Annotated in this window: 20 protein-coding genes, 1 tRNA gene and 1 pseudogene; 9 read left to right on the forward strand and 13 right to left on the reverse strand. The window is 53.0% G+C overall.

Annotation, left to right across the window (positions count from 1 at the left end):
* Positions 1-68: 68 nt before the first annotated feature.
* The 4 genes from NVB75_RS04840 to NVB75_RS04855 all read right to left on the reverse strand — a co-directional run bounded on the left by NVB75_RS04840 (position 69) and on the right by NVB75_RS04855 (position 1,982).
* The gene (locus NVB75_RS04840; protein WP_167664952.1) at positions 69-257 is read right to left on the reverse strand and encodes a DUF1737 domain-containing protein; all 189 of its coding nucleotides are present in this window, start codon (positions 255-257) and stop codon (positions 69-71) included.
* Between the two features lie 80 nt (positions 258-337).
* Entirely contained in the window at positions 338-655 is a 318-nt protein-coding gene (locus NVB75_RS04845) for a hypothetical protein (protein ID WP_258348531.1), read from the reverse strand.
* A gap of 5 nt (positions 656-660) precedes the next feature.
* Positions 661-822, reverse strand: coding sequence for a hypothetical protein (locus NVB75_RS04850; RefSeq protein ID WP_166742167.1), 162 nt, complete (start codon positions 820-822; stop codon positions 661-663).
* 137 nt (positions 823-959) lie between these two features.
* Entirely contained in the window at positions 960-1,982 is a 1,023-nt protein-coding gene (locus tag NVB75_RS04855) for an alpha/beta hydrolase (protein ID WP_258346246.1), read from the reverse strand.
* Positions 1,983-2,263: 281 nt separating this feature from the next.
* Here NVB75_RS04855 and NVB75_RS04860 point away from each other — a divergent pair, with 281 nt between their 5' ends.
* Positions 2,264-2,695 carry a hypothetical protein gene (locus NVB75_RS04860; protein WP_258346247.1) on the forward strand — a complete coding sequence of 144 codons (432 nt, stop codon included), beginning with the start codon at positions 2,264-2,266 and terminating at the stop codon, positions 2,693-2,695.
* Positions 2,696-2,825: 130 nt separating this feature from the next.
* On the opposite strand, the gene NVB75_RS04865 is transcribed toward NVB75_RS04860, so the two are convergent.
* From NVB75_RS04865 to NVB75_RS04880, 4 genes are all read right to left on the reverse strand, one after another.
* The gene (locus tag NVB75_RS04865) at positions 2,826-3,473 is read right to left on the reverse strand and encodes a hypothetical protein (RefSeq protein WP_258346248.1); all 648 of its coding nucleotides are present in this window, start codon (positions 3,471-3,473) and stop codon (positions 2,826-2,828) included.
* A 175-nt stretch (positions 3,474-3,648) separates the two neighbouring features.
* A tRNA-Leu gene (locus NVB75_RS04870) sits at positions 3,649-3,735 on the reverse strand.
* Positions 3,736-4,089: 354 nt separating this feature from the next.
* Positions 4,090-4,377: a helix-turn-helix domain-containing protein gene (locus NVB75_RS04875; protein WP_258346249.1), complete on the reverse strand. Its 288-nt coding sequence runs from the start codon at positions 4,375-4,377 to the stop codon at positions 4,090-4,092.
* Between the two features lie 389 nt (positions 4,378-4,766).
* A complete protein-coding gene (locus tag NVB75_RS04880; RefSeq protein WP_076013962.1) occupies positions 4,767-5,375 on the reverse strand; it encodes a LysE family translocator in 609 nt (202 codons plus the stop codon).
* Positions 5,376-5,585: 210 nt separating this feature from the next.
* Here NVB75_RS04880 and NVB75_RS04885 point away from each other — a divergent pair, with 210 nt between their 5' ends.
* Genes NVB75_RS04885 through NVB75_RS04895 form a run of 3 tightly spaced genes read left to right on the forward strand, consistent with a single transcriptional unit; the run spans position 5,586 to position 9,293 of the window.
* Complete coding sequence (locus NVB75_RS04885; RefSeq protein ID WP_258346251.1) at positions 5,586-6,725, forward strand: merozoite surface protein 3b; 1,140 nt, start codon at positions 5,586-5,588, stop codon at positions 6,723-6,725.
* Positions 6,725-7,912 carry a DUF6384 family protein gene (locus NVB75_RS04890; RefSeq protein WP_258346253.1) on the forward strand — a complete coding sequence of 396 codons (1,188 nt, stop codon included), beginning with the start codon at positions 6,725-6,727 and terminating at the stop codon, positions 7,910-7,912. Before NVB75_RS04885 ends, NVB75_RS04890 begins: the two co-directional genes overlap by 1 nt.
* Before the next feature lie 4 nt (positions 7,913-7,916).
* Entirely contained in the window at positions 7,917-9,293 is a 1,377-nt protein-coding gene (locus NVB75_RS04895; protein ID WP_258346255.1) for a hypothetical protein, read from the forward strand.
* Between the two features lie 34 nt (positions 9,294-9,327).
* On the opposite strand, the gene NVB75_RS04900 is transcribed toward NVB75_RS04895, so the two are convergent.
* The gene (locus NVB75_RS04900; RefSeq protein WP_076013958.1) at positions 9,328-9,651 is read right to left on the reverse strand and encodes a helix-turn-helix domain-containing protein; all 324 of its coding nucleotides are present in this window, start codon (positions 9,649-9,651) and stop codon (positions 9,328-9,330) included.
* Positions 9,652-9,955: 304 nt separating this feature from the next.
* Between NVB75_RS04900 and NVB75_RS04905 the strand changes: the two genes are divergently transcribed.
* From NVB75_RS04905 to NVB75_RS04915, 3 genes are all read left to right on the forward strand, one after another.
* A complete protein-coding gene (locus NVB75_RS04905) occupies positions 9,956-10,183 on the forward strand; it encodes a hypothetical protein (RefSeq protein WP_258346256.1) in 228 nt (75 codons plus the stop codon).
* Positions 10,184-10,420: 237 nt separating this feature from the next.
* A complete protein-coding gene (locus NVB75_RS04910) occupies positions 10,421-10,801 on the forward strand; it encodes a DUF1090 family protein (protein WP_258346257.1) in 381 nt (126 codons plus the stop codon).
* A gap of 488 nt (positions 10,802-11,289) precedes the next feature.
* The gene (locus NVB75_RS04915) at positions 11,290-11,595 is read left to right on the forward strand and encodes a DUF6124 family protein (protein WP_258346258.1); all 306 of its coding nucleotides are present in this window, start codon (positions 11,290-11,292) and stop codon (positions 11,593-11,595) included.
* Positions 11,596-11,726: 131 nt separating this feature from the next.
* Here NVB75_RS04915 and NVB75_RS04920 read toward each other — a convergent pair whose 3' ends face one another.
* The 3 genes from NVB75_RS04920 to NVB75_RS04935 form a co-directional block, all read right to left on the reverse strand.
* Positions 11,727-11,945, reverse strand: coding sequence for a hypothetical protein (locus NVB75_RS04920; RefSeq protein ID WP_258346259.1), 219 nt, complete (start codon positions 11,943-11,945; stop codon positions 11,727-11,729).
* Between the two features lie 1,020 nt (positions 11,946-12,965).
* A complete protein-coding gene (locus NVB75_RS04930; RefSeq protein WP_258346261.1) occupies positions 12,966-13,949 on the reverse strand; it encodes a restriction endonuclease in 984 nt (327 codons plus the stop codon).
* A gap of 419 nt (positions 13,950-14,368) precedes the next feature.
* Positions 14,369-15,046, reverse strand: a complete 678-nt coding sequence (locus NVB75_RS04935; RefSeq protein ID WP_258346262.1) for a 7-cyano-7-deazaguanine synthase — start codon at positions 15,044-15,046, stop codon at positions 14,369-14,371.
* A 383-nt stretch (positions 15,047-15,429) separates the two neighbouring features.
* On the opposite strand from NVB75_RS04935, the pseudogene NVB75_RS04940 reads away from it, so the two are divergent.
* Positions 15,430-16,536: pseudogene (locus NVB75_RS04940) on the forward strand (IS3 family transposase).
* A gap of 101 nt (positions 16,537-16,637) precedes the next feature.
* A complete protein-coding gene (locus tag NVB75_RS04945; RefSeq protein WP_258346263.1) occupies positions 16,638-16,850 on the forward strand; it encodes a hypothetical protein in 213 nt (70 codons plus the stop codon).
* 222 nt (positions 16,851-17,072) lie between these two features.
* On the opposite strand, the gene NVB75_RS04950 is transcribed toward NVB75_RS04945, so the two are convergent.
* Complete coding sequence (locus tag NVB75_RS04950) at positions 17,073-21,005, reverse strand: NACHT domain-containing NTPase (protein ID WP_258346264.1); 3,933 nt, start codon at positions 21,003-21,005, stop codon at positions 17,073-17,075.
* Positions 21,006-21,275 lie beyond the last annotated feature (270 nt).

The raw sequence follows: 21,275 nt of genomic DNA on the forward strand, positions 1-21,275 counted from the left end.
GCAATGTCCGTCCCTGTTCATGGCTGAGTCGTCGTGACTCCACCTCGCGCGTCGCTCACTGAGACGGGCTAGTTATCGGGATTCCAAACGACGGCCTGTGCCACGACAACGTATTCGCCGTTAAAAGTTGCCGCTGGCGAACCATAAAGCTGGTAGCCCAGAGCAAGGGCTTCAGAGACTCGGTGACAGAAGGAGGCATCGTCCTTGCCTGTCAGAATCCGATAGGTGGGTAAGCCTTCAGGAGGAGAACTTTGCATGGGGGCACCTGCTGGAACAGTTGAAGAAAACCACTGGGGGGGATCTGACCCAGCGTTTGTTCGCCAGGCCAGGGGCTGAGTTAAAGCAGTACAGTGGAAAGCATGCCCAAGGCTCCCAGGACGAACCCGATGAGTGCACCACGCCCTGGTGCTTCATGAAACAACGACCAGACCACCACGGGCTCAAGCAGCAACAAAGAGGTGACTGAGACCACGGTGACGATCCAGATATCACCGACAGCCATGTACCCCAGCCAATATGCACCCAGCAGGCAAAGCCCGGCAAAACACATGATCACAACGGGAATGACGAACCCTTCCCATGACTCATGACCTGTCTGGGCAAGCTTGGCGGTTACCACCTCACTGTAGATTGCACAAAACTCACCGAGCACCATCAACCCTAGAGCAGAAACTCCGAGTAGTTCTTTGGACATATCAAAAACTCCTTCGTATTCAACGCAATATTTTTCAGCTCCCAGCGAGCGATGCCGCTGCCCAGGAGCGTGTTGCAGTGATACGAAGCAGCCTTGAACAGGCCTGAATTACCGAAGTGCTTTTCCATGCTCATGTCCTTCAAAGGGTGTGAGTCTCAGCGCCCGGATTAGGGCACTCGTGGCGATCATACGTTCCGCCAGCCATCGCGAACAACCCGGGCAATATAAGCAGAGGTAGAGCGATCTCAAAGACGCTAAATAACGATCAACTACCGAGTTCTCTACTTTGTAGCCAGGTACTGATGGCCTCAACGAGTTCCGTCTTGCACTCCACTGGCAGCCAATGCCCGCCGGACACGCTTGTCACGCTGAGATCTGCGCAGGCCGCACGCATTGGATCGCCCAACCGATTGCCCTTGATGGTATTCATCTGGTCGTAATCGCCGTTCACAAACAGTACGGGCAATGACAGGCGTCCACCGTTGGGCGCTCGGTGGGCGTACTCGATATTGGCATCGTCGTTCAGGTACCACGCGCAGGGCGCGCCAAAACCCTGCTCTTCGAAAGTCCGCACCAACACAGCGAAGTCCGCCTCGGGCCAGAGCGCGGGGTCTGGTCGGGTGGGTGGCGCCCGGTGCGCTTCGCCAAACCGCCCGCCTTTGCTGGTCACTTCGGCATTGGATGCAACCTTGCCGATGCTCGCTGGGTCGCCTCGCCGATAAATCGACGCCAGCGAGGCTGCTTTGTCCGCATCAAGATCTGCGACGGCGGACGCAAAGTGCGTGTTGTAGTAGCGGTAATAGTCCCATTGACCGTCTGGATACTGGTCCGCCGGATAAATCCCTCGGTCTACCAGCGGCACCAGCGTCGGCAGCGCGTTCGTGGAGGGGAAGTACGGGACCGAAATCAGCACCACGCCACGGCTGCGCTGAGGTTCATGAGCGACCAACTCACCCGCCACAACGCTGCCCCAGTCGTGCCCCACCCAGATTGCGGGCATTCCACCGAGGTGGTCATGAAGCTCTGCCATGTCTGCCACGATGTTTTCAATCGTGTACGCATCGATCGCGGCAGGCGCAGAGGAGCCACCATAGCCGCGCATGTCGGGTGCGACGCAGTGCCAGCCTTTAGCTGCGAACGCTTCCAGCTGCGCACGCCAGATCAAACTGAGCTCAGGCCAACCGTGCAGGAACATCATCAATGGGCCATCGGCAGGCCCCTGCTCTACATAATGCGTCGTGTGACGGGGCGTGCTGAAAACCCGTGAAGTGAGCTTGGAAGTGGACATAGGATCTCCTCATGCTAGGCCGGCCGACATAAGCGCCATGTCGGCAGAATCACCGCTGAATCTGCACCCTAGCGTAACCATCCCTATGATGCTTGCCAGCTTCCCGTCATATTGTCAGTCCTGTACCTGCCAACTGCAGCCAGACCCAACACGGCATATCTTGTTACAACCATTCGCCTGCGGGCACTGCCCTTAGAGAACTTCAAACTTTCGCTCCAGTCCTAATGCCAGGCGTGCTTTAAACCGTGAGCGCCTGCTGACAACCCATAGAGGTTCAAAAAATGAAAATGACACTACCCGCCCTGGTTCTGGGTGTCCTCATTTCGCAAGGCTCGATGGCAGCCGGAGATGGCACAGCCGCTCTTGGAGGCGGCGTTGGTGGTGCACTTGGCAATATCGTAGGTCAACAGCTCGGCGGCTCAACGGGCGCGGCGGTAGGCGCAGGCGTAGGGGGTGCTGCCGGCAGTGCTGTCGGCGCTCAAAGAGGCAACAGAGCGGAAGCCGCGTTAGGTGGCGGTATCGGATCAGCTGGCGGGTCACTTATTGGTAATCGCCTCGGCGGCTCCACGGGCTCGACGATCGGTGCAGGTCTCGGCGGCGCCGCGGGTGGCGCGCTAGGAAACAACCTGGCGGACGATGAGAGCAATCATCGATCTGATGGCAAGAAGCACAATGGCAAGAACAAGCATAAACACAAGAACAAGCATCGTTAGTTTCAGACGCTATTACCTCGAAGCCCGGCCCAGCGCCGGGCTTCTTATTTCTGGCGCCAAAAACGAAAAAGCCCAGCAATCGCGCTGGGCTCAGATGTGGAAACCAAGTAAAAAATATGAGCCGTGCTACTTAACCCTTGCAAAGCTTCTGTGGCGACAGCGTGCCCCCGAGTTTTTTCGGCCATGCAATCGGCAGGTTAGGAACAGAGATAAGCTCGACCACGCCAAACATGCACACAATCACCGCATTTCCATCCGCGTTGGGTGCGCTGCTGAGTCCCACCAGAACCTCGTAGTCTTTTCCGGGCTTCAAATCGAATACTTTCGCCTGGCCTGGGCACATAGCGTAAGTGCTACCGTAGCTGCCGGCCGACGCGCCTAATGTCGCAACCTGGAAGGGTGCATCTGTTTTAACGCGGTACTCAGCCACCATCTCGGTGTACAAGCCTTCGGCCATCCGAACGGCTCCGATGTACTGCTGAAGTTTGGGTGAAACCCTTCCCGGCATTCCAAGATTGGCCGGCTTAAGTGGGTACTGAGGGTAGTTAATGCTCGGCTGTCCGTCCTCTGAGAAGCGACCCGCTTCAGCCATTTTGTGGCGAGTATCCGGGGCACAGCTGCCAGTTACGCTGTCGCCAAACACATTGGAATTGGTGATCACACGAACTCGGGCCGTATTGTCGGACTGAGGCGGATCGACATAGGGAACAGAGGGGATCCCGCCACAACCAGCAAGGGCGATGGACGAAACAAACAGCAGCAACCAGGTATTACGCATCTACTACATCCTTGAGTTTACCTAAGATCCATCGTGTTCGAATCAGACTAATAACCTCAGTAAAAAGCCTGACTGGGCATCCGCCAACCAAGTGAGTTGCGGAGCAACATTTGAAATTGCAGAGCGGAAACAAAAAAGGACCTGCCTGATAAATCACGCAAGTCCTTGAATATTGTGGTGCCCGAAGCCGGAATCGAACCGGCACGCCCTTACGAGCGGGGGATTTTAAGTCCCATGCGTCTACCAGTTTCGCCATTCGGGCGGTAGCGCTATACAGCGAGCCAAGCAGCTTCAAAAGCCCTTGAGCGTTGCAGCAGGCTAGGGAATATATAGATCCAGCCCCCTCGATGCAAGGTCGGGCGCGGGCTTTTTCAAACAAACAGGCCGCTCCCCGGCAAACAAAAAAGCTCGCCAGATCAGTGATCTACAGATTTCGGCAGCGGTGGTGGGCAATAGCAGCGCCGGCCGCTTGTGCAACGGCCGCACTCGCCACCAGGCGCATCAGGAAAGATAAGTCATTACCGCAATGACCACTGAAACCCAAACCAGGGTCATCAAAAACGACAGCGCAGCCAACGTTTTGCCCATTTGCCCACTCGCCCCGATGCAAACCGCTTCAGTGAATCAACTCTTTTGCCTTCTCCAGGCACTCGGTGGCGCTGTCCAATGCCTCGGCCGCCTTGGCTGAAGCGGTGTTGCCATCGTCGGCGCGATTGCCGGTGATGACAAACAACACATCGACACCGACCTTGGCAACCGCCGCCAGGTAATCTGCCCGTGGAAAACGCACGCCGTTTTCATAACGCCCCTGGGCATTGGTCTCAACGCCTCCGACCTTGCCCAGCGCCGCTTGAGAATAGCCAAGCCTGGCACGTTCTGCCTTTAACCTCGCCCCAATGCTCATGAAAAACCTCCTGTGTGGGATGGTGAATACGATACCCCGCACAAAAGGTTAGTTCCTTGACCGAACTGAGCCGCTATTTATCGCCTGATCCCTGAAAACCAGCGCCCCCCGTTTTCCGGCACCTGCGACGCCGGGGAGCATCTGATACGCTTTTTTCTTGTGCATCTGACCCTGTATCGAAACCCGTCCAGCCCTGACAATACACCCACTCCCGACACGCCCGTGGAGCCCGACAGGAACCGTCCTGCCGGCCCGTTCATTTCGGAGGCCTTATGGCTAAGATGGCATTTTTCCTGTTCGGTTTTCTTGCGCTGACCATTGCGATTGGTCTGCTTGCCACCATCTCACCGGTCTAGGATCCCTCCCCTCGCCTGACGTCAGAGGGAGTTTCAGCCGGCAAAAAACATCGGATACAACGACAGCACCAATAATCCCGCCATCGACCAGTTGAACAGCCGCAACCAACGCGGCTCGCGCAACACATTGCGCAAGCCGCTGCCACAGCCGGCCCACACACAAACACTGGGCAGGTTCACCAGGGCAAACACCGCCGCAATCAACAGCACATTGGTGACATAACCGTCGGCAGGCGTATAGGTGGTGATAGCACCCAGCGCCATGACCCAGGCCTTGGGGTTCACCCACTGAAACGCCGCCGCGCCGAGAAAGGTCATGGGTTTGCGCTTGTCATCGGTGTCATCGGACATCGCGCTGGAGGTTGCAATCTTCCACGCCAGGTACAGCAAATACGCCGCCCCCACATAGCGCAATACGGTATAGGCCCACGGCAACGCCTTGAACACTTCCCCCAGCCCCAAGCCCACCGCGATCACCAACAACATGAAGCCAATGCTGATGCCCAGTGCATGGGGAATCGAGCGGACAAAACCGAAGTTCACCCCCGACGCCAGCAACATGGTGTTATTGGGGCCAGGGGTGATTGAGGACACAAAGGCGAACAGCGCAAAGGCTGACAATAGGCTTGAAGACATAAGCATGGCGCGACATCCGAACGAGTACTGTGGCCGTGACAGTAGAACGTTGCGCCAGCCTGCGCCCCGTACAGCTACGGGGAGATACAGGCATACACTTCGTCAGGCCTGCCAGCAAGCGCCTTCCCACCAAACTGCCATTGGTTTGCCTTCATTGATCGGTATACTTGCGCACTTCTCTGCACCTGTGCCGAACACATCCTGAAAGGACACTCGATGAGCAACTACCTCGACCGCGCGCTGACGGGCCTGCGGACCCTGGGCATCAATCTTCTGCAGCCGGTTCCAGATGCACCGGTCCTGGTATTGCTGGACCGCGTGGCCCAGTACGACACCGCCAAAGTCACCGCTATCGCTGCCGTGCTGCAACAGTCGACCACCTTCAACAGCGTGGTTCGCGAACAGATCGCCGGGATGGATATCTCCACACGCTTCATGGACATCACCCAAAGCTTCACCTCGATCCGCGAAGACGCGGCCGCCATGGCCGGCTGGATGGATGACGGGCGCCTGGATACGCTGGAAAAACTCAAGCTGAGCTGGATGAACCTGCGTCGTGGCTCGATCCCCAGCCGCTTCAGCGAGATCCGTGAAAAATACCTGCAGGTGTGCAAGTCGGCCAATGACCAGATCGCCCGAGAAACCGTGATTCTGGAGGCCTACCTGGACTTCCGCATGGCCATGAAAGCCGCCGAGGTCGATGCCCAGCAAGTGCTCGCCACGGCCGGCCGGGTGCTGGAGCAGCGGACCCAGGCCTTGAACGAGGCCAACGCCCAAGTCACGGCTGCCGAAACCCTGGCGCCGGCCGAGCGCGCAGCCCTGGAGCTGCGCCGCGACGAAGCCGTACGCGCCCTGCAGGACGAAGACAAGCGCTATCAGATCGTCAAAGACATTGCCGACGACCTCAAGGTCGGCTACAACACGGCCGAAATGGTCTTCGCCCGGATCAACCAGGTGCATGTGATCAAGGAGCGCCAGTACCAGCGCATGGTCTCGTTCTTCTCCACCAACGAAGTGGTGTTGACCGGCCTCGCCGTGTCGTTCACCAGCAACAGCGGCCTGGCCGAAGCCACCAACACACTGAATGCCACCACCGACGGCATCAGCAAGGGCCTTGAAGCCCTGGGCAGCACCGGCAACACGCAACTGGAAGCGGCGGTCCAGGCCAGCTACGGCACCACGATCAAGGTCGACTCGGTGCGCGCCCTGGCCGACGCCACCCTGAGCTTCCAGACGGACATGCACGGCCTGACGGAAACCTACCGCGCTGAATCCAGCAACGCGTCCCGTGACATCGCCGAAGCCGTCGAAGAGGCCAAACGCAAGTTCGCCGCATTGCTGACCAAGGCCGCTTGATGAGCGACATTCTCCTCTCCGAGCAACTGGGCGCGATGGCGCTGGTGGATCAACTGCGCCACCAGCAGATGGCCGTGGAAAAGGACCTGAGCCTGCCTCAACGCCGTGCCGAAGTGGCGGCGCGCATCCGTGAGTATTACCAGAACAACGGCATTCAATTCACCGAAGCGCAGATCGACCAGGGCGTGCGCGAATTCTTTTCCAAACGCCTGGTGTTCGAGGCCCCGGAACTGAGTGCGCTTGACCGGTTCTGGAGCAAGGTACTGCTCAAGCGCCATCGCGGCATACTCGTCATTCAGCTCATCGCGGTCACCTTGCTGGTGGTGCAATGCAGCCGTGTGATGGTTGCCAGGCACGAAATCCAAGAGGCTCAACGAGCGGCCATCGCCGTTGAGACGAACGTGGCACAGAAACAGTCAGACATCGCCAACCTGAAGGCTCGCCTGAGCGCCGTGCAACAGGATCCGGCCTATCTTGAGGGAAGCGATGTGTTCAGTGCCCTGCCCCGCCTGAACACCAAGGCCGAACATGCCTTGGCCATGGTCGATACCTCGGGGGTCGATTACGCCAACGAACAGATTGCCGTGCTGGAAGCGTTTTTGGCCAAGGTCAAGGCGGTCCAGCCGATGACCGACCAGCTCAACGAGTTGACCCGCAAGGTCGCCGACATTCACCTGCCCGCCGCCGACAGCAAAGCGACGCTTGGCATGCAGGCCGAATTGGTCATGATCAAAGACCTCATCGGGAAATTCGAGATCGAAAAAGCCGGCGGCCAAATCAGGGCCCTGCGTGCCAACACCGAACTGATCCCCAAGGAGGTAACCATCCGGGTTGTTGACCGGCCCGGCACACCGTCTGGTGTCGAGCGCTGCTACGACAAGGCGCTGTGTAATTCCAATCCTGGTTCGACCCAGGGCAAGAGCTGGTATTTGGTTGTTGAAGCCGTCGACCTGTCGGACAGGCCGGTGTTGCTGCCCACCGTCAGCACTGAGACCGGCACCGGCGCCTGGGCCAGCCAGTTCGCTGTGCGGGTGCCGCAGGCCGAATACCTGAAGGTCAAGGCCGACAAACTCGACGACGGCCACCTGACCCACCGCGTGATCGGCCGCAAGCCGGCGGGCAGAATGGAAGTCACCTATTTGAGCCAACGGACCACCGACCCGCTCGAAACGATATTGGAGTGGTGAAGACATGACGCCTGACACCCTGATCGGCATCACCGAACGTAACTCCCGCAACGCCGAGCTGAGGATTCGTACGGCCGAGCGACAACTGTCTGAACTGCTCGCCGAGCAACTGGCGCTGGAGCAGGATCTGACACTGCGCCTGGGCCACATCGCCGCCCTGCACCTGCAACTGGGCGACACGCAGAACGTGCAAGTTGCCTCCGCCCTGAAAATGCGCCAACAGTCTCAGGACTTGCTCCACCGGGAGCTGCGTGAGGCTGAGCACGACGTGGCCCGGGCGCTGGCCAGCAAGGAAAAGCTACAAGCACGGGCCGACTCTCTTGACCAGCAAGCCCGGCTCTCTCTGGAGCTGAACCCGGACTATGCGCGGCAGGTCGAGCAACTGGACCTGGCCCAAGCCGCCCACCGCGAACACATCAGCGGTTATGAGGAACTGCGCCAGGAGTGCGCGCTGAAGCGCCGTGGCTATGATACGAACCTGGTCTACGTCTACCTGCGCGGGCACGCTTTCGGCACCGACCAATACCGGCGAAATCGACTGAACCGCTGGATGGACAACTGGCTGGCCACCAAGGTGAATTACCTCGCCAACCGCAAAAACGAGCTTAGCCTGATCGCCCTTGATGAGCGAAACGAAGCCTTGCAGGCCGAACGCAGCGATCTGATCAGCAACCTGAGCACAAGTGTCGATGCGCAACTGACTCAGGCACGAGACCAACTCGGGCAGGCCTCAATACAACCCGAGCTCGACGCCCTGCAACAGGTGATCGACAACGCCAAGCGCCAGGCGAATGCTATCCAGGAAAAGCTCGGTAGCTACTTGCGCAACGAAGACCCGCAGTACCAGCGTGCTCGGCAGTTGCTCACTGACCAATTGAAAACCCGCAGCATCGGCGAATTGATTGACCTCGCCAGCCAGACTCCGGACGCGGCTGACGACCTGATCGTGGAGCGACTGCAAACTTCGCATCTGCGCTTGGTAATGGTGTTACAGAAGTTGGCGGAGGCCGAGGATGCAATCAAGCTGTATAAGAGCGACTACCAGCGCGCCAAAGATCTGGAGCGTAGAGTTCGCACCGATGACTTTACCGGTCGCGATGTTTACTTTGACCTGTCGACAGACTTCGAGCGGCTGGTAGCCGGCTACATGACGCAGGACGTGACACTTGGGCAAGTGGTGGATGTGCTTGGCCGGGGCCTTAAAATCGTGCGCCGCAGCCAGGTAGCCGCCGGCTCGACGCGGGGCTATGTCAGCGCATCGATCAGCCCTATCAGCTACGGTGTCATCACCGTCGACAGCAACAGCAATAACAACACCATCAGCCTTCCGTCGTCAGGCAGTACAGGCGGCGGCAACTTCAGGACGACCGACAGCTTCTAGCCTGGCGCAAAGCAAATCCGGGACTTCCTCGTTGCTAGCTGTCAGACAACGAGGAAGTGATCTGCGCAATCGCATCCTGATCCATCCCGTCCAGCGTGCGGTAATGGTTGATGATCAACGTTTCCTTGTCGCTGAGCGTGTCCAGATTGATAACCGCCCGCTCCCCCGTCAGCACGTAAAGTATGTCCACGCCTTTGCGCCGGATAGCTATCAGGTAATCGGACTTGGGCAGTCGAGCACCGCTTTCGTAATGCACCTGGGCATTCGCAGCGACACCGCCAATCGCGCCGAACTCCTGTTGGGAAAGCCCCAGGACCTTGCGTTCTTCTTTCAGGCGGGTGCCGAGCCGATCGTCCATGGTGGGTACCTCAATACGCGTGTTTAACACCTACCATACGCTTATGTGCAGGACGAGGGTCCATTCATTCGGGGGCTGCCTATTGTGTGCGCACGTCAGGTCCGGCAGCGGCTACCCGGCAAGCTTCATCTACCTTCACGTGACGTCAGTGGCGGGCGGCCTTACCTTGACCACCCGCCCCTTTTCAGGATGCAGAGCGTAATGAAGCCTCGCTATCCTTGCACCGTCTACACCCATTGCTCAGGATAGCGTTCTTGAGCTCAACACCGGCAAGGACGCAGCAGGTTACCGAGGCCGAACGAACATGACGCTCCCTGAAGATAACCCGTTGAAGACAGAAGAGTCTCAGTGCCAGGCGAATCTTTGGTACTGGCTTCCTCTTGGTGTATTGGTGGTTTTTTTAACCATTACTTCGATGCTTTTCCTCGGTGCAAATCCACCTGAATGGATGTTTGTCGCACTCAACTTTGGCTGGGCAATCGTTGCATTGACGCTGCTGACGCGGCTGTCGGGTGGGTACTGCGCCAAGTGAAGCAGCACAGTGCGTAGCCATTCAGGTACTTCGTCTCAAGTAAACGCCCGCCGTCGTAGCCCACCAATCTGCGAGAAACAACGTGAAACAACTCACATTTATGGCGTTTCGCTATTGAAGGTCAAAAACTGACCAAATATATTTCGCAGCACCCGAGCGCTCACTTCTATACGGATATTGTTCTGCGCTTGCTCGGGCCCCCGGATGTGCGCAGGCAATAAAACATTGAGGTTTGCCATGCGCTTTTCCAAACTCGCACCCGCCGCCGCCCTGTTCAGCCTGTTCACCCTCACCGCCCAAGCCGCCGACCTGACTGCCCTCACGGGCGCCCTGTCAGCTGCCCTGGGTGGCGCCAGCAACAGCAACAACACCGTCAACGCCAATAACGCCTCCTGCCAGCAACAGATCCGCGACCTGCAGACGAATATCAACGCGGCCAATGCCAAGGGCGATACCCTGCGCGCGACCGCGTTCCAGGCAGCGCTGACTCAAACCAACAAAAGCTGCAGCAACAGCACCTACAACGCTCAGGCGCAGGTGGATACCAATCCCCAACGCCAGCAAAACGTGAACAAGGCTGCGGATGCGATCAACGCCATTGGCGGCCTGTTCAAGTAAGTTGGGATGCAATGAGAAAGGCCCGTGATTGCGGGCTTTTTTTCGTCCATTACACTTTCCAACAGGCAATAAAAACCCCGTAGACGTTAATCTGCGGGGCTATTTAGAGTCGGGGACGTAATCAGATAAATCCGTCTCCTTGACCTTGCCTCCTCTGTTTAAAATCTTCTCGGTTTTTTAAGGGCCAGCAAGGCAAATCGCTTTAACTTGCGGGACGTTTCCTAGAGAATCTTTTGGCCTTGTGGCCGCTGGAATCACTGGCTAGTCTTCGCTCCGTCGCTGCATATCAGCGACCGGGTGTGAGAATCCGGAACCAGTAGGCGCCAAGCGCCACGACCGTCTGTAGCATGCTCTATGGCGGCTGTGTGCGGGCAGACTTCGGTCTGGCCGGAGTCCTACTGTCCGGTTTTCTCACCCTGCACATAGCTGCCACCTTTTGTCGAGTGAGACCGACACCAGGATGGCTCACCACCAGTAGGAGCTTATGCATGGACAAGATCGTTCCAGACCCACCTCGTACCACCCGGGACCGCGAAGCTTTTGATCGCGCCTTGAGTCACTACCTCCAACCCGATCCCGCCTCCCACCCAATATTTACCGTTCACCAAGACGTCAGCTTTGAAGACGCAATCGCCCAAATCTCTGAATTGCTGCGCTGTGCAGCCGCAACGGCTGAAGGTGCTGTGCAGGGATCAACAGGAGAAAACCGGGGCATGGCGTGTTCCACCGTTCACCTGATAGACATGGCTAGGACGTTGGCAGATCAGGCGTTGGATTGTTTAAAACCGCACTAAAACAAAAAGCATGGGGGCTGAACGACTTGAAATAAAATAAATCAGTCCCCTTTACCCGCCTTTACCCGGAATCCTGATCGCCGAATGCCTCGGCATGAAGGTTGTGAATGCCCATGATCTGCAAGCGAGCGCTAGTGAGTCGGCGGCACCGGTTTATCCAAAGGTCTTTCGGGGGAGTTGAGGAAAGAGTTCCAAGCCTCGAAGGCATCGTGATGGCGTAGGGTCGCGGCGTCCCAGTCAGCCCCCGCTACTTCCTTTGCGGAAACCATCATCATCATTTTGCTGGTGGCTGCGTCGAGTTCGACTAAGAGCTGGTGAGATTTGAACCTGAAGTCATCTAATCCGCTCATACATTCGCCTTGCGACAGGTCTAGCCGGAAATTCCGTGTTGTACCCGTCTAACTGAGGACAAAGCGTTGATGCCAAACGTTCCGTAGCGTAGACGAGCTACCGCTTCGCTTGATTTGAGCCCGCTCGGGGAAGCTTCTCGGGCTTCGAGTTGGTAATTGTCCGGATAGCACTCGGGGCTTTCAGCCTCGCCAAATCAAGCCCCCTCGCCAAAGCCTCCGTCATGGTTTCGCCGGGCAGCGATTCAGGTGCCTCCTCAAAAAGCATCTTCTCATCCGCCCTGTAAACACCTATGAACAACTCCGTCCTTCCAAGAAGTGACATGCGGACTTGAACGTTTAACAGGGTACCGTCGGCCTGCCGCTCGTCCACGGACCGAGTGTGAAGCGAAGGATCCGCCCAATCCCGGAAAACCTTGCCTCTTCGTCTCATCTGCATCGCCCTGATATTTAGGCGGCGATTATGCGACTTGTACGAATCTGAACGAAATACCACGCCACAAATATTTATTCGCCCTCTCTCCCCCAAAGTCAGCCGCTACAGCGGCAAGCAACCTTATGCGCTTGAAGAAAGCTGAGCGCGAGCAAGTGTGCCTGAAGTACGGCGGGCACTGCGCCTACTGCGGGCAACGTTTCTGGTACGCGTACCTTTTCCAGCGCCCAATAAAAAACCCCGTAGACGTTAATCTACGGGGTTTCTAAGAGTGGAGGCCGAGGTCGGAATCGAACCGGCGTAGGCGGATTTGCAATCCACAAATAAAGTCATAAATTTCAATCAGTTAATAAAATTATCTTTCCGCATTTGTGACGCATCAAAACGGCCGAAGACCTTATTTTACGCGACGTTGATTTTTCATTGCGGAACTGATTTTGGCACCAAATCTTCGCTGCCCTCCATCGTCGTTGTCACTTCACCAATACCCTGAGACAGCCATCCACACTAAGGGCAGAACGGGCAACTATCGGCCACCAACCGTCAATCCGTGGTCGGTGTCGCTTCCCGACCACGTACACGGACGCTCGCTAGAACGGTATGTCGTCGAAGGGGTCTTTTACCTCCTTAGGCGACAGTGCATTCTTTGGCAACGGCAGGTTCGTAACGATGAACAAGTCGAGGATGTCATTCCTGTCCATAAACAGGATCTGAGAACGCTTCGAGGCATCCAGTTTGTTACCCAGCCAGTTCCTTGCCTGCTTTGTAATTTCACCGCCTGCGACGATAAACGCATGGTCAACCAGCACTCGCCGATTCACCTCCGAGTCGAAAATCTCGTGTCCGAGCATCATGTTCACCTGATTGTGAATTTCCGCAACATTTGCTGAACCAGTTTTTCCAACTCCTGCTGAATCCAATTTGCCCTTCTTAACTTGGATGCCGAAGTAGAGGACATGAAGGGTCGGCAGCGTGTATTTCATCCACACGTCCTTGCCATACTCCAATGACTTGTCTTTGTGACCGGCTGCCGTGATGCGATGAAAGCCAAGTTGACGGAACAGAGGCAATAACACTTCTTCGATCAGCTCATCTTCGGAGGACTTGTCGAGGTACTTAGTGAGCAGCTCTCGGCGCTCCACCTCCGCTGGTGTCAGGGGACGATGAGGGTTTGCCATCTGCGCAATAGTGTTCGTGGCGATGTGCCGCAATTGGCCTATGTCGTGCTCGTCGTAGAACGCTTCCCAGCCTTCGCGCGCCAACACAGCGTTAAGCGTTATAAGTGCTTTGCTCCTGTCCGGATCGCCGTCCTGCGCATCACCCTTGTCTATAGTTGCGCGGATGATTCGGAGGAAAGCATCAGGCGGTACCGAAGACGCGGGATGCGGCTGAGCCAGCACCTCCTCAAGCCTGCTAGCAACCCACGCCCACCGGGTTGAACCGTCGTGTGCATAATCTAAGTCACAGTCTTGAAAGAACTCAGTAATGTAACTACTTGAACGATAAAGAAAATAATCAGTGTCTCCACAAACCATGTGAGCGAGTTCTCTGATGCTTCTGCTCTTCCATTTCATTTGCGTTCCAAGACCAGATCGAGTGAGGGTGAGACGGATTAGCCGATATACCACACTCAGCCTATAACTCCCGACTGCTATGGCTCGAAAATCAGTCTATTACCGCAGCATCGACCCTCCCTACCGTGTCCGTTGATGATTTGGATGCAGTCACTCACCAACGCCCCAGCCAGCTTGGATGATTCGCTGAAAGCTTACTGCCTTGTAGAAAATTTACAGCGTGCTTCCCTTCATACCCACACCATCGGTGATGGTAGCAGCGCAACCATGCCTTTCAATATTGAGCGATAACAAAGAAGCTCTGGTGACGGTCAGCTAATCACTAGTTGCTTCGGTCATGGCACTTACACCATGACCTCGTCTTCAACCAGAGCCTTCCACTTTTAATATTTACGCTTTAAAAACCCGCCCCCAAGATATCATTCCAGGTATGAGGTACTATCTTTTATTTTACTTTCTACAAAAGCAGTTTTCCGCGAGATACAGCCGGCACAAACGCCACAATGAAACCTGCCATCACCATAGCAACTCCACGTCTTTGTAAAGTCAACACCAAGTTTTTTCCCGAGTTTGACGACTTCAGATTTTTCAAGACCAGAAAAAGGAGCAACCAACTCAACCTTGCTATTAGCATTCAGTGAACTTACAACTTCACCCCACTTAGAGAAAAAAGAATTAAACCCTTTACGAGACTTAACCTGCTCTTTAATCACGGCAACTTGTACAGTAGATGCCCCAAGAAGCTGAGCATAAAAACTTGCAATAGCCGCGAGAATATAAAACCCCGAAACATAGGCAGAATTTGGTACAGGATCAAGAGGACGACTTTTGTCCCAATCAATCATCGGTAGAACACCTGGAGGATAAAACCCAGCGACTAGATCAGACAACCCTGGTGCCGATAAAACTTCAATTGGAATATCTAAATCCAAAGCGGCTGCTTTAGCACAAGCAATCTCATAGTTATTGGACAAAAAACCAGTGTTCACAGTAATCGCCCGAACCGCGTATTTTTCCTTTTTCAATTTGTGCGCGAGCACAACTGAATCTAAGCCTCCAGACAAAAGAACCACAGTCTTTTTCTCTGCCATTTTCATTCTCACTCGAGTTATTGACCGACGGAAGATTTTAGTTGCCAGTCAACCTGCTAGCATGCGAGTAAAAATTAGGAGGTGCCTGGTCCATAAAGCTATAGTACAGAAATGCAATCGACGCCAATCGTTTTTACATAGCTATGGCATACCCCTCTCAATTTTTTCTACTTCGAAAGTCGTAAGCCGAACTCGGTCATAGATGGTGATTTTGAAAAGACGCTTAGATAGGCATCGTGCTCTTTTCACCTATCTACCACACCCCCAATGTAGTGGTCTAATGAAACCGGACACCCATTTAGGCGAGAATACTCGCCAGATCGAGGTGTCAGATGACCAAATAACGCCGCTCCTTTACGGCTGAATTCAAACGCGAAGCTGCCGACCTCGTGCTCAAGCAAAACTACAGCTTCATCGAAGCCAGTCGTTCACTGAGTGTTGGGGAGTCGGCGCTGCGCCGCTGGGTCGACCAGCTTCAGCAAGAGCGCACCGGCGTCACGCCCCAGAGCAAGGCCCTGACACCAGAGCAGCAAAAAATCCAGGAGTTGGAAGCTCGGATTGCTCGCCTCGAGCGCGAGAAATCAATATTAAAAAAGGCTACCGCGCTCTTGATGTCGGAAGATCTCGAGCGTACGCGCTGATCAATCAGCTAAGCGTCCATGAGCCTGTTGACTGCTTGTGCGAGGCGTTTGAGGTCGCTCGTTCGGGGTACTACGCGCATCGTCTAAGGCGGCGAACACCAGATGTTGAGCGGCTCAGGCTGCGTAGCCGAGTGAGCGAGTTGTTCACCCAGGGCCGAAGTGCTCCCGGCAGTCGAAGCATCACGTTGATGATGCAAGAAGAAGGTGAGCAAATTGGACGGTTTAAGGTACGCAGGCTGATGCGTGAGCTGGAGTTGGTCAGCAAGCATCCAGGATCACACGCCTATAAAAAGGCGACAGTCGAGCGGCCGGATATCCCAAATATATTGAACCGCGAATTTGTTGTCGAAGCGCCCAAACAGGTCTGGTACGGCGACATCACCTACATCTGGGCACAGGGGAAATGGCACTACCTTGCGGTTGTCATGGATCTTTACGCTCGCCGAGTGGTGGGCTGGGCGTTATCAGAAAAGCCGGATGCAGACTTGGTGATCAAGGCGTTGGACGTGGCTTACGAGCAGCGTGGCAAGCCGCAAGGCCTGCTATTTCACTCAGACCAGGGATCGCAATATGGGAGCCGCAACTTTCGCCAGCGGCTGTGACGTTATCGCATACGTCAGAGTATGAGCCGCCGAGGAAACTGCTGGGATAATGCGCCGATGGAGCGGGTTTTTCGCAGCTTGAAAAACAGAGTGGATACCAACCACTGGCTACATGACCGGCCACCAGGCTCAGAGAGACATTAGCCAGTACCTGATGTATCACTACAACTGGATCCGACCTCATCAATTTAACGATGGATTGGCTCCAGCGAAAACGGAAGAGAAACTCAAAACCGTGTGCGGGATGAGTTGACCACTACACATCGCGATGCATCAGGTTTTGCGCTCCCAACGGTTCCTAAGCACTTAGCACGCCATACGCTATACTAATTCTCCCCTAATGGAGCTGCGCACATGTCCAAAGAATATTCGCTTAGTGATTTGCTCGAAAGAATTTATGAGAATCAACTGGCACTAGAAGCGGGACTAATGGAATTGACACTTCAAATCGAGAACCAAGGATTTATTGAAACTTCTAACAACGTGCGCGGAGCCCTATTTATAATTGGTGAAAACGCTGGGCACATTAAACAAGGCCTGGCCAAAGTCCGACGAAATAGCCTGTGATAGAGAGCGCTCAGGTTCTCAATGTCGTCAGCTTTTCGCATCAAACTCTGTAGATTGCTTCCAGCTATTTAGACCTAAAGGGCGCCGGCATCACATCCATACAACTGAGCACGTCCATTATTGTCTGAACTGGCCTGTATATCACAGGCCATTCCGACTTTGCCTCTCAAACCCCACACTTTTCTAAATAGTAATTTCTACTCCTCGTGCAGGAATGATAGTTCATTCATTCAGCCAATTAGACAAAAGTCCCCGCGAGTTAACCGGGGCATTAGAGCGTTCTCGCCATTTTGAAAGCAATTCCTGCAGCGACACGCGGGCGCCGTAATTTTCTCTATAACCATACAAAATCTTACCAACAAACTCCATTACGGAAAGCTTCTGCTGATCAAAACACTCGAGTGCAAATATTAAACTTCCCAAATACCAACCAGGTAATACCTGTTCGGAAAACTCAACGGCCAGCTTATCTAATCCATTTATGAAAAAATCGTGCTCCACTGTATTGCCTTCATCCTCAGCACGAGCCATATAACAACTAAAAGCTGCGGCCCGAATTTTAATGGAGTACTCCGAACCTCTATAGATTGATTCTAAAACACCATCATCTATGCCATATTCTTTGAACATATCTTCAATACAAAATTCACTAGCATTAGAATAAGGCATTAGCTCTCTTTTAGTAAGTGCCTCCTGAGCTACCAGTGGTAAAAACTCCAACTCCTCAGGCAACCTTATAACAAAAGGCTTATTCTCAGAACGTTCAAAATGAGGCCTATAGAGTCCGACGTGCGTCAAGAAGATGGATCGAAGCTCCAACTCATATTCTGGTAAGAATTCAAAAACATATCCCCAGGAGCTAAAGTGCATGAGCATAACTTTAGGATTAAGCTTAGCGAGCTCATAAAAGAACAACCGGGCAGGCTCGGAATCTACAACTAATTCCATTCGAGAAAAGTATGATGACTGCAACCACATCGATATAGCAAGCTCAGGATGAAACAAAGATATCTCCTTTACTTTATGCCAACTATCAATATTGCCCACATCAAGTATTAAATGTAAACGAGGTAAATCTAAGATTTCTGACTCTTCGGCCTTAAGTACTTCATCTAAAGTACCTTGATCAATTTGGTCAAGCCGCAAAATTTGCGATTCAAACGACGCAAACTCAAATCTTATAGGGAGCAAAGCTTGAGTATGAGCAGACAAAAAGTCTTCCCCCAAAGAATATTCTAAATGCGCCACTAAAACCTTACGCAAATCTTCTATACGTTGCTTCTTTGAAAACTCCACCACAGCAGCCACCATCAATAGTACCGGAGACTTGGTAGCAACAGCACTTGTATCAAATTCAAATAAATCTGGATAAGTCTTAGAGTGCCAATTGTACTTGCGAGCGGCAAGTGTTAACCCAGCCCTTTCAAACCCTTGCTTCCTAAGGTCTTCGTAACCTTCATCTGCCTCGAGCAGGACTGAAAATAGTTTAACTTCATCCGCGGTCAATCCAAAACCAGCTAGCCTTTCGCCTACGCGACGAGATAGCCTAATATATCTTACAGCACTCTCCAAATCATAGCCTTTTGGATTCTCAAGCATAATTAGCTTCACAGCGCCTTCCAAAAACCAATCGCTCGACTCGATACCTCCTCCCCTTTGAAGCCGATAATGATGTGACAAAAGGGATCTGAAAATTCGTTGTATGTACAACGAAGAACTACCAAATATTTTAGAGCTAACATCAACCTTTCTAAGGTGAGTATCAGGAAGTCTCATTGCCAAAACTACAGCGGCGCCTATTTGCTCCGGCTCGCTATACTCAAAGAGCGCATCTATCATGCAATTTAACAAAAAGGAAATTGAGTTTGAATGAAAAATAGATGCTATATCACCCAATACTTCAGAATCCAACATTGCATATATCGGCGAAAGAGCCTCTTTGAACTTCGATCTCACTAGCTTGTCTTGTTCAAGAACACCCTCACTTAGCAAACGTAAAGCCAAGAGTGCGCCTACCCCCATTCTCCTCCTAAGTATTCTTATATGATGAGAGGCGTCGCTGTCATCTATAGCACAAATAACTTCTAGCGCGATAGCCAACTCTGTAGGCCGCATATTTACCACTAATGCACTGATCGTAAAATGCATTACCTCCCGCCAGTGCGAATCCCCGCCAATAACTTCTAAGCGAGCACGTAAAATAGACGGATCCACGTTTGAGTAAACAAACTCACCCGCAAAAAACTCTTGAAGCTGGCGTATATCAAACCTCAAGGTAGTACTACTTTCAGGCGTATTAACAAATACTAGCCTCTCTACAGTAGCCTCCATTAAAGTCTCCACCAGATCGTCGACATTTTCCTCAACGTATCGCTCAGTAGTTTGCCTTGCGAGCTCACAAAACTCGGATCTTTCCAGAGTAGTGTCCGCGCCTTGGCTTGTTTCTGCACGGGCATGTAGCATCACGCCGAGCCGTGCATGAATAGCCTTCAATAAAGTGCTATTTTCTCTGAGCAGTTGAGATATTCTAACATCAGGAAAGTTTTTTAAACTTTCACGCCTTTTCATGATCTGATAAAAGTTATCAAATAGCTCCCATCTTTTCTCAGGCGGTCGCCCTCCATCACGAACAACCACGGCCATGATGTGTGATTGGAGAGGAGTAGTCATTAACTCACGAACTTGAGGAGATGCCATAGCTGAATTTAGAGTTTCAACAGCATCAGCGCTTTCCTTCTCAGTACGGCCAAACCTAATAACTCCTTCCGCACACTTTAAAGCTACAATCGGGGGGAGAGTAGTAAGTTCAAGCATGGAAGCTCTTAGTTGCTCAAACTGTCCAGAGTATCCCTGAGGGCGCGTGGTGCACAGGACAAGTACATCCGCATCTAACTCAGGCAGAATTGTATTCACCAGTCGAGTAATCTCATATGCCACATCATCCTTTACATCATTAGGAACCTCATCAAGACCATCAAAGTTAAAGAACCAACTCCGTAACGCAAAAGCACGCTTCAGAGTCCCCCCCTCAACTTTCTGATCTATTTTCTGAGTCAACTTTTCGCACAAGTAGGCAATCACGCCTTTCGACTCGCTGGCCTTTCGAGCACCATACCAGGTGGCGAAATCCTTCAACTCAACACTTACAGGAATCCGAGGAATAGTAGGCTTAAAGTTTAACTGATCGGCTCTAGCTATAAACTCGCTTGCAATCTCTAGGACATCTGGCATCACTAAAGGAGCATCGGGCTCAAGAATTAGAGCAGCCCTTTGAACTTGGGAGTAAAACTGCCCAGCTGTCGACTTACCCTGCCCAGGCCCTCCCTTAAGCACGATAACTCTGGCACGTTTCGGTACGTTAGCCCAATCCCTCCAGCCTTCTCCAAAGGATTTCCATACTGTTGGTCTATGAGCATTCGCCGAAGTTGCAACCAGCGTCTCCATTATATCTAATTCAATATCACTAAAACCACAATATACAGGTAGATCAACGAATAGTTCATGAATTTTAGGACGAACAACCAAAGATCCAGCTTGCTCAAGCTTTGTATAAATCTGATCATTAAACTGATCTAAAATTAAGCAATTTATTATAGTTTTAATCTGAGCAACGGAGTCACCTATCTGTTCATAAAGAGCTGTTAAAACGTTTCCAGGAGTTAAAAAGTGCCCATAATAAGAGGCGGCGGATGGGTTGTCCGCAAGAAAATCTAAAACCTTTCGTCCGCCCCAAACATCAAACTTAAATTCCGCCCCAAAGTATTCCCCCACCAACTTCTTTATCGAGTCATAAGCACCTGTTCTAGAGTTCCCAGAAGGCTCTATATTCGTTGCTATGATCCAGATATCTGGAACAGACCGATCTTCCGAATTCTCAAAAGCCTCTATTTCCTTCTTAACTTCGTTAATCAACCATGCTTGAGGATTCTTGGATAAATGCGGCTTGTGAAATTTGCACTGTATGAACCACTTGCCATGCCAACGATCAGTTGATGTAGGGTATGGCGCTTCACCGATTAAATAACCATCCCTACCTCCGTCCGCTCCTTGCGAAAATCCTGTCACCCCCTGCCCTAGCACTTTGAGCGCGAGAAAATTAATCATATGCTCAAATGAATGAGCGTCCAGTTGAGTTAAATCATAAGCTATTGGCATGCATCCATGCTCCTTGGCTAACGGAAATCGGCATATTGCTTCAAATACTCCTAGTGAAACTGCTTTTAGTGACACACACAAGACGTAGGCATTTTTTTTACAAAAAAATCTTATTCATCTTCTCTAGGCTGAACAAATCACCGCCCTCCCCCCCAAAAAATCCACCTTTTCGTTGCATTGGCTCTTGCAAGTTTCATGATAGCTTTGTAGATCTAACCGGGAAGCACCAGTGGGATGAAAGCTCCGCAGCAATAAATTTTGACGCAAGCA

Origin of the sequence: Pseudomonas sp. CBS, from assembly GCF_024734645.1 — a bacterium.
Lineage (GTDB): Bacteria > Pseudomonadota > Gammaproteobacteria > Pseudomonadales > Pseudomonadaceae > Aquipseudomonas.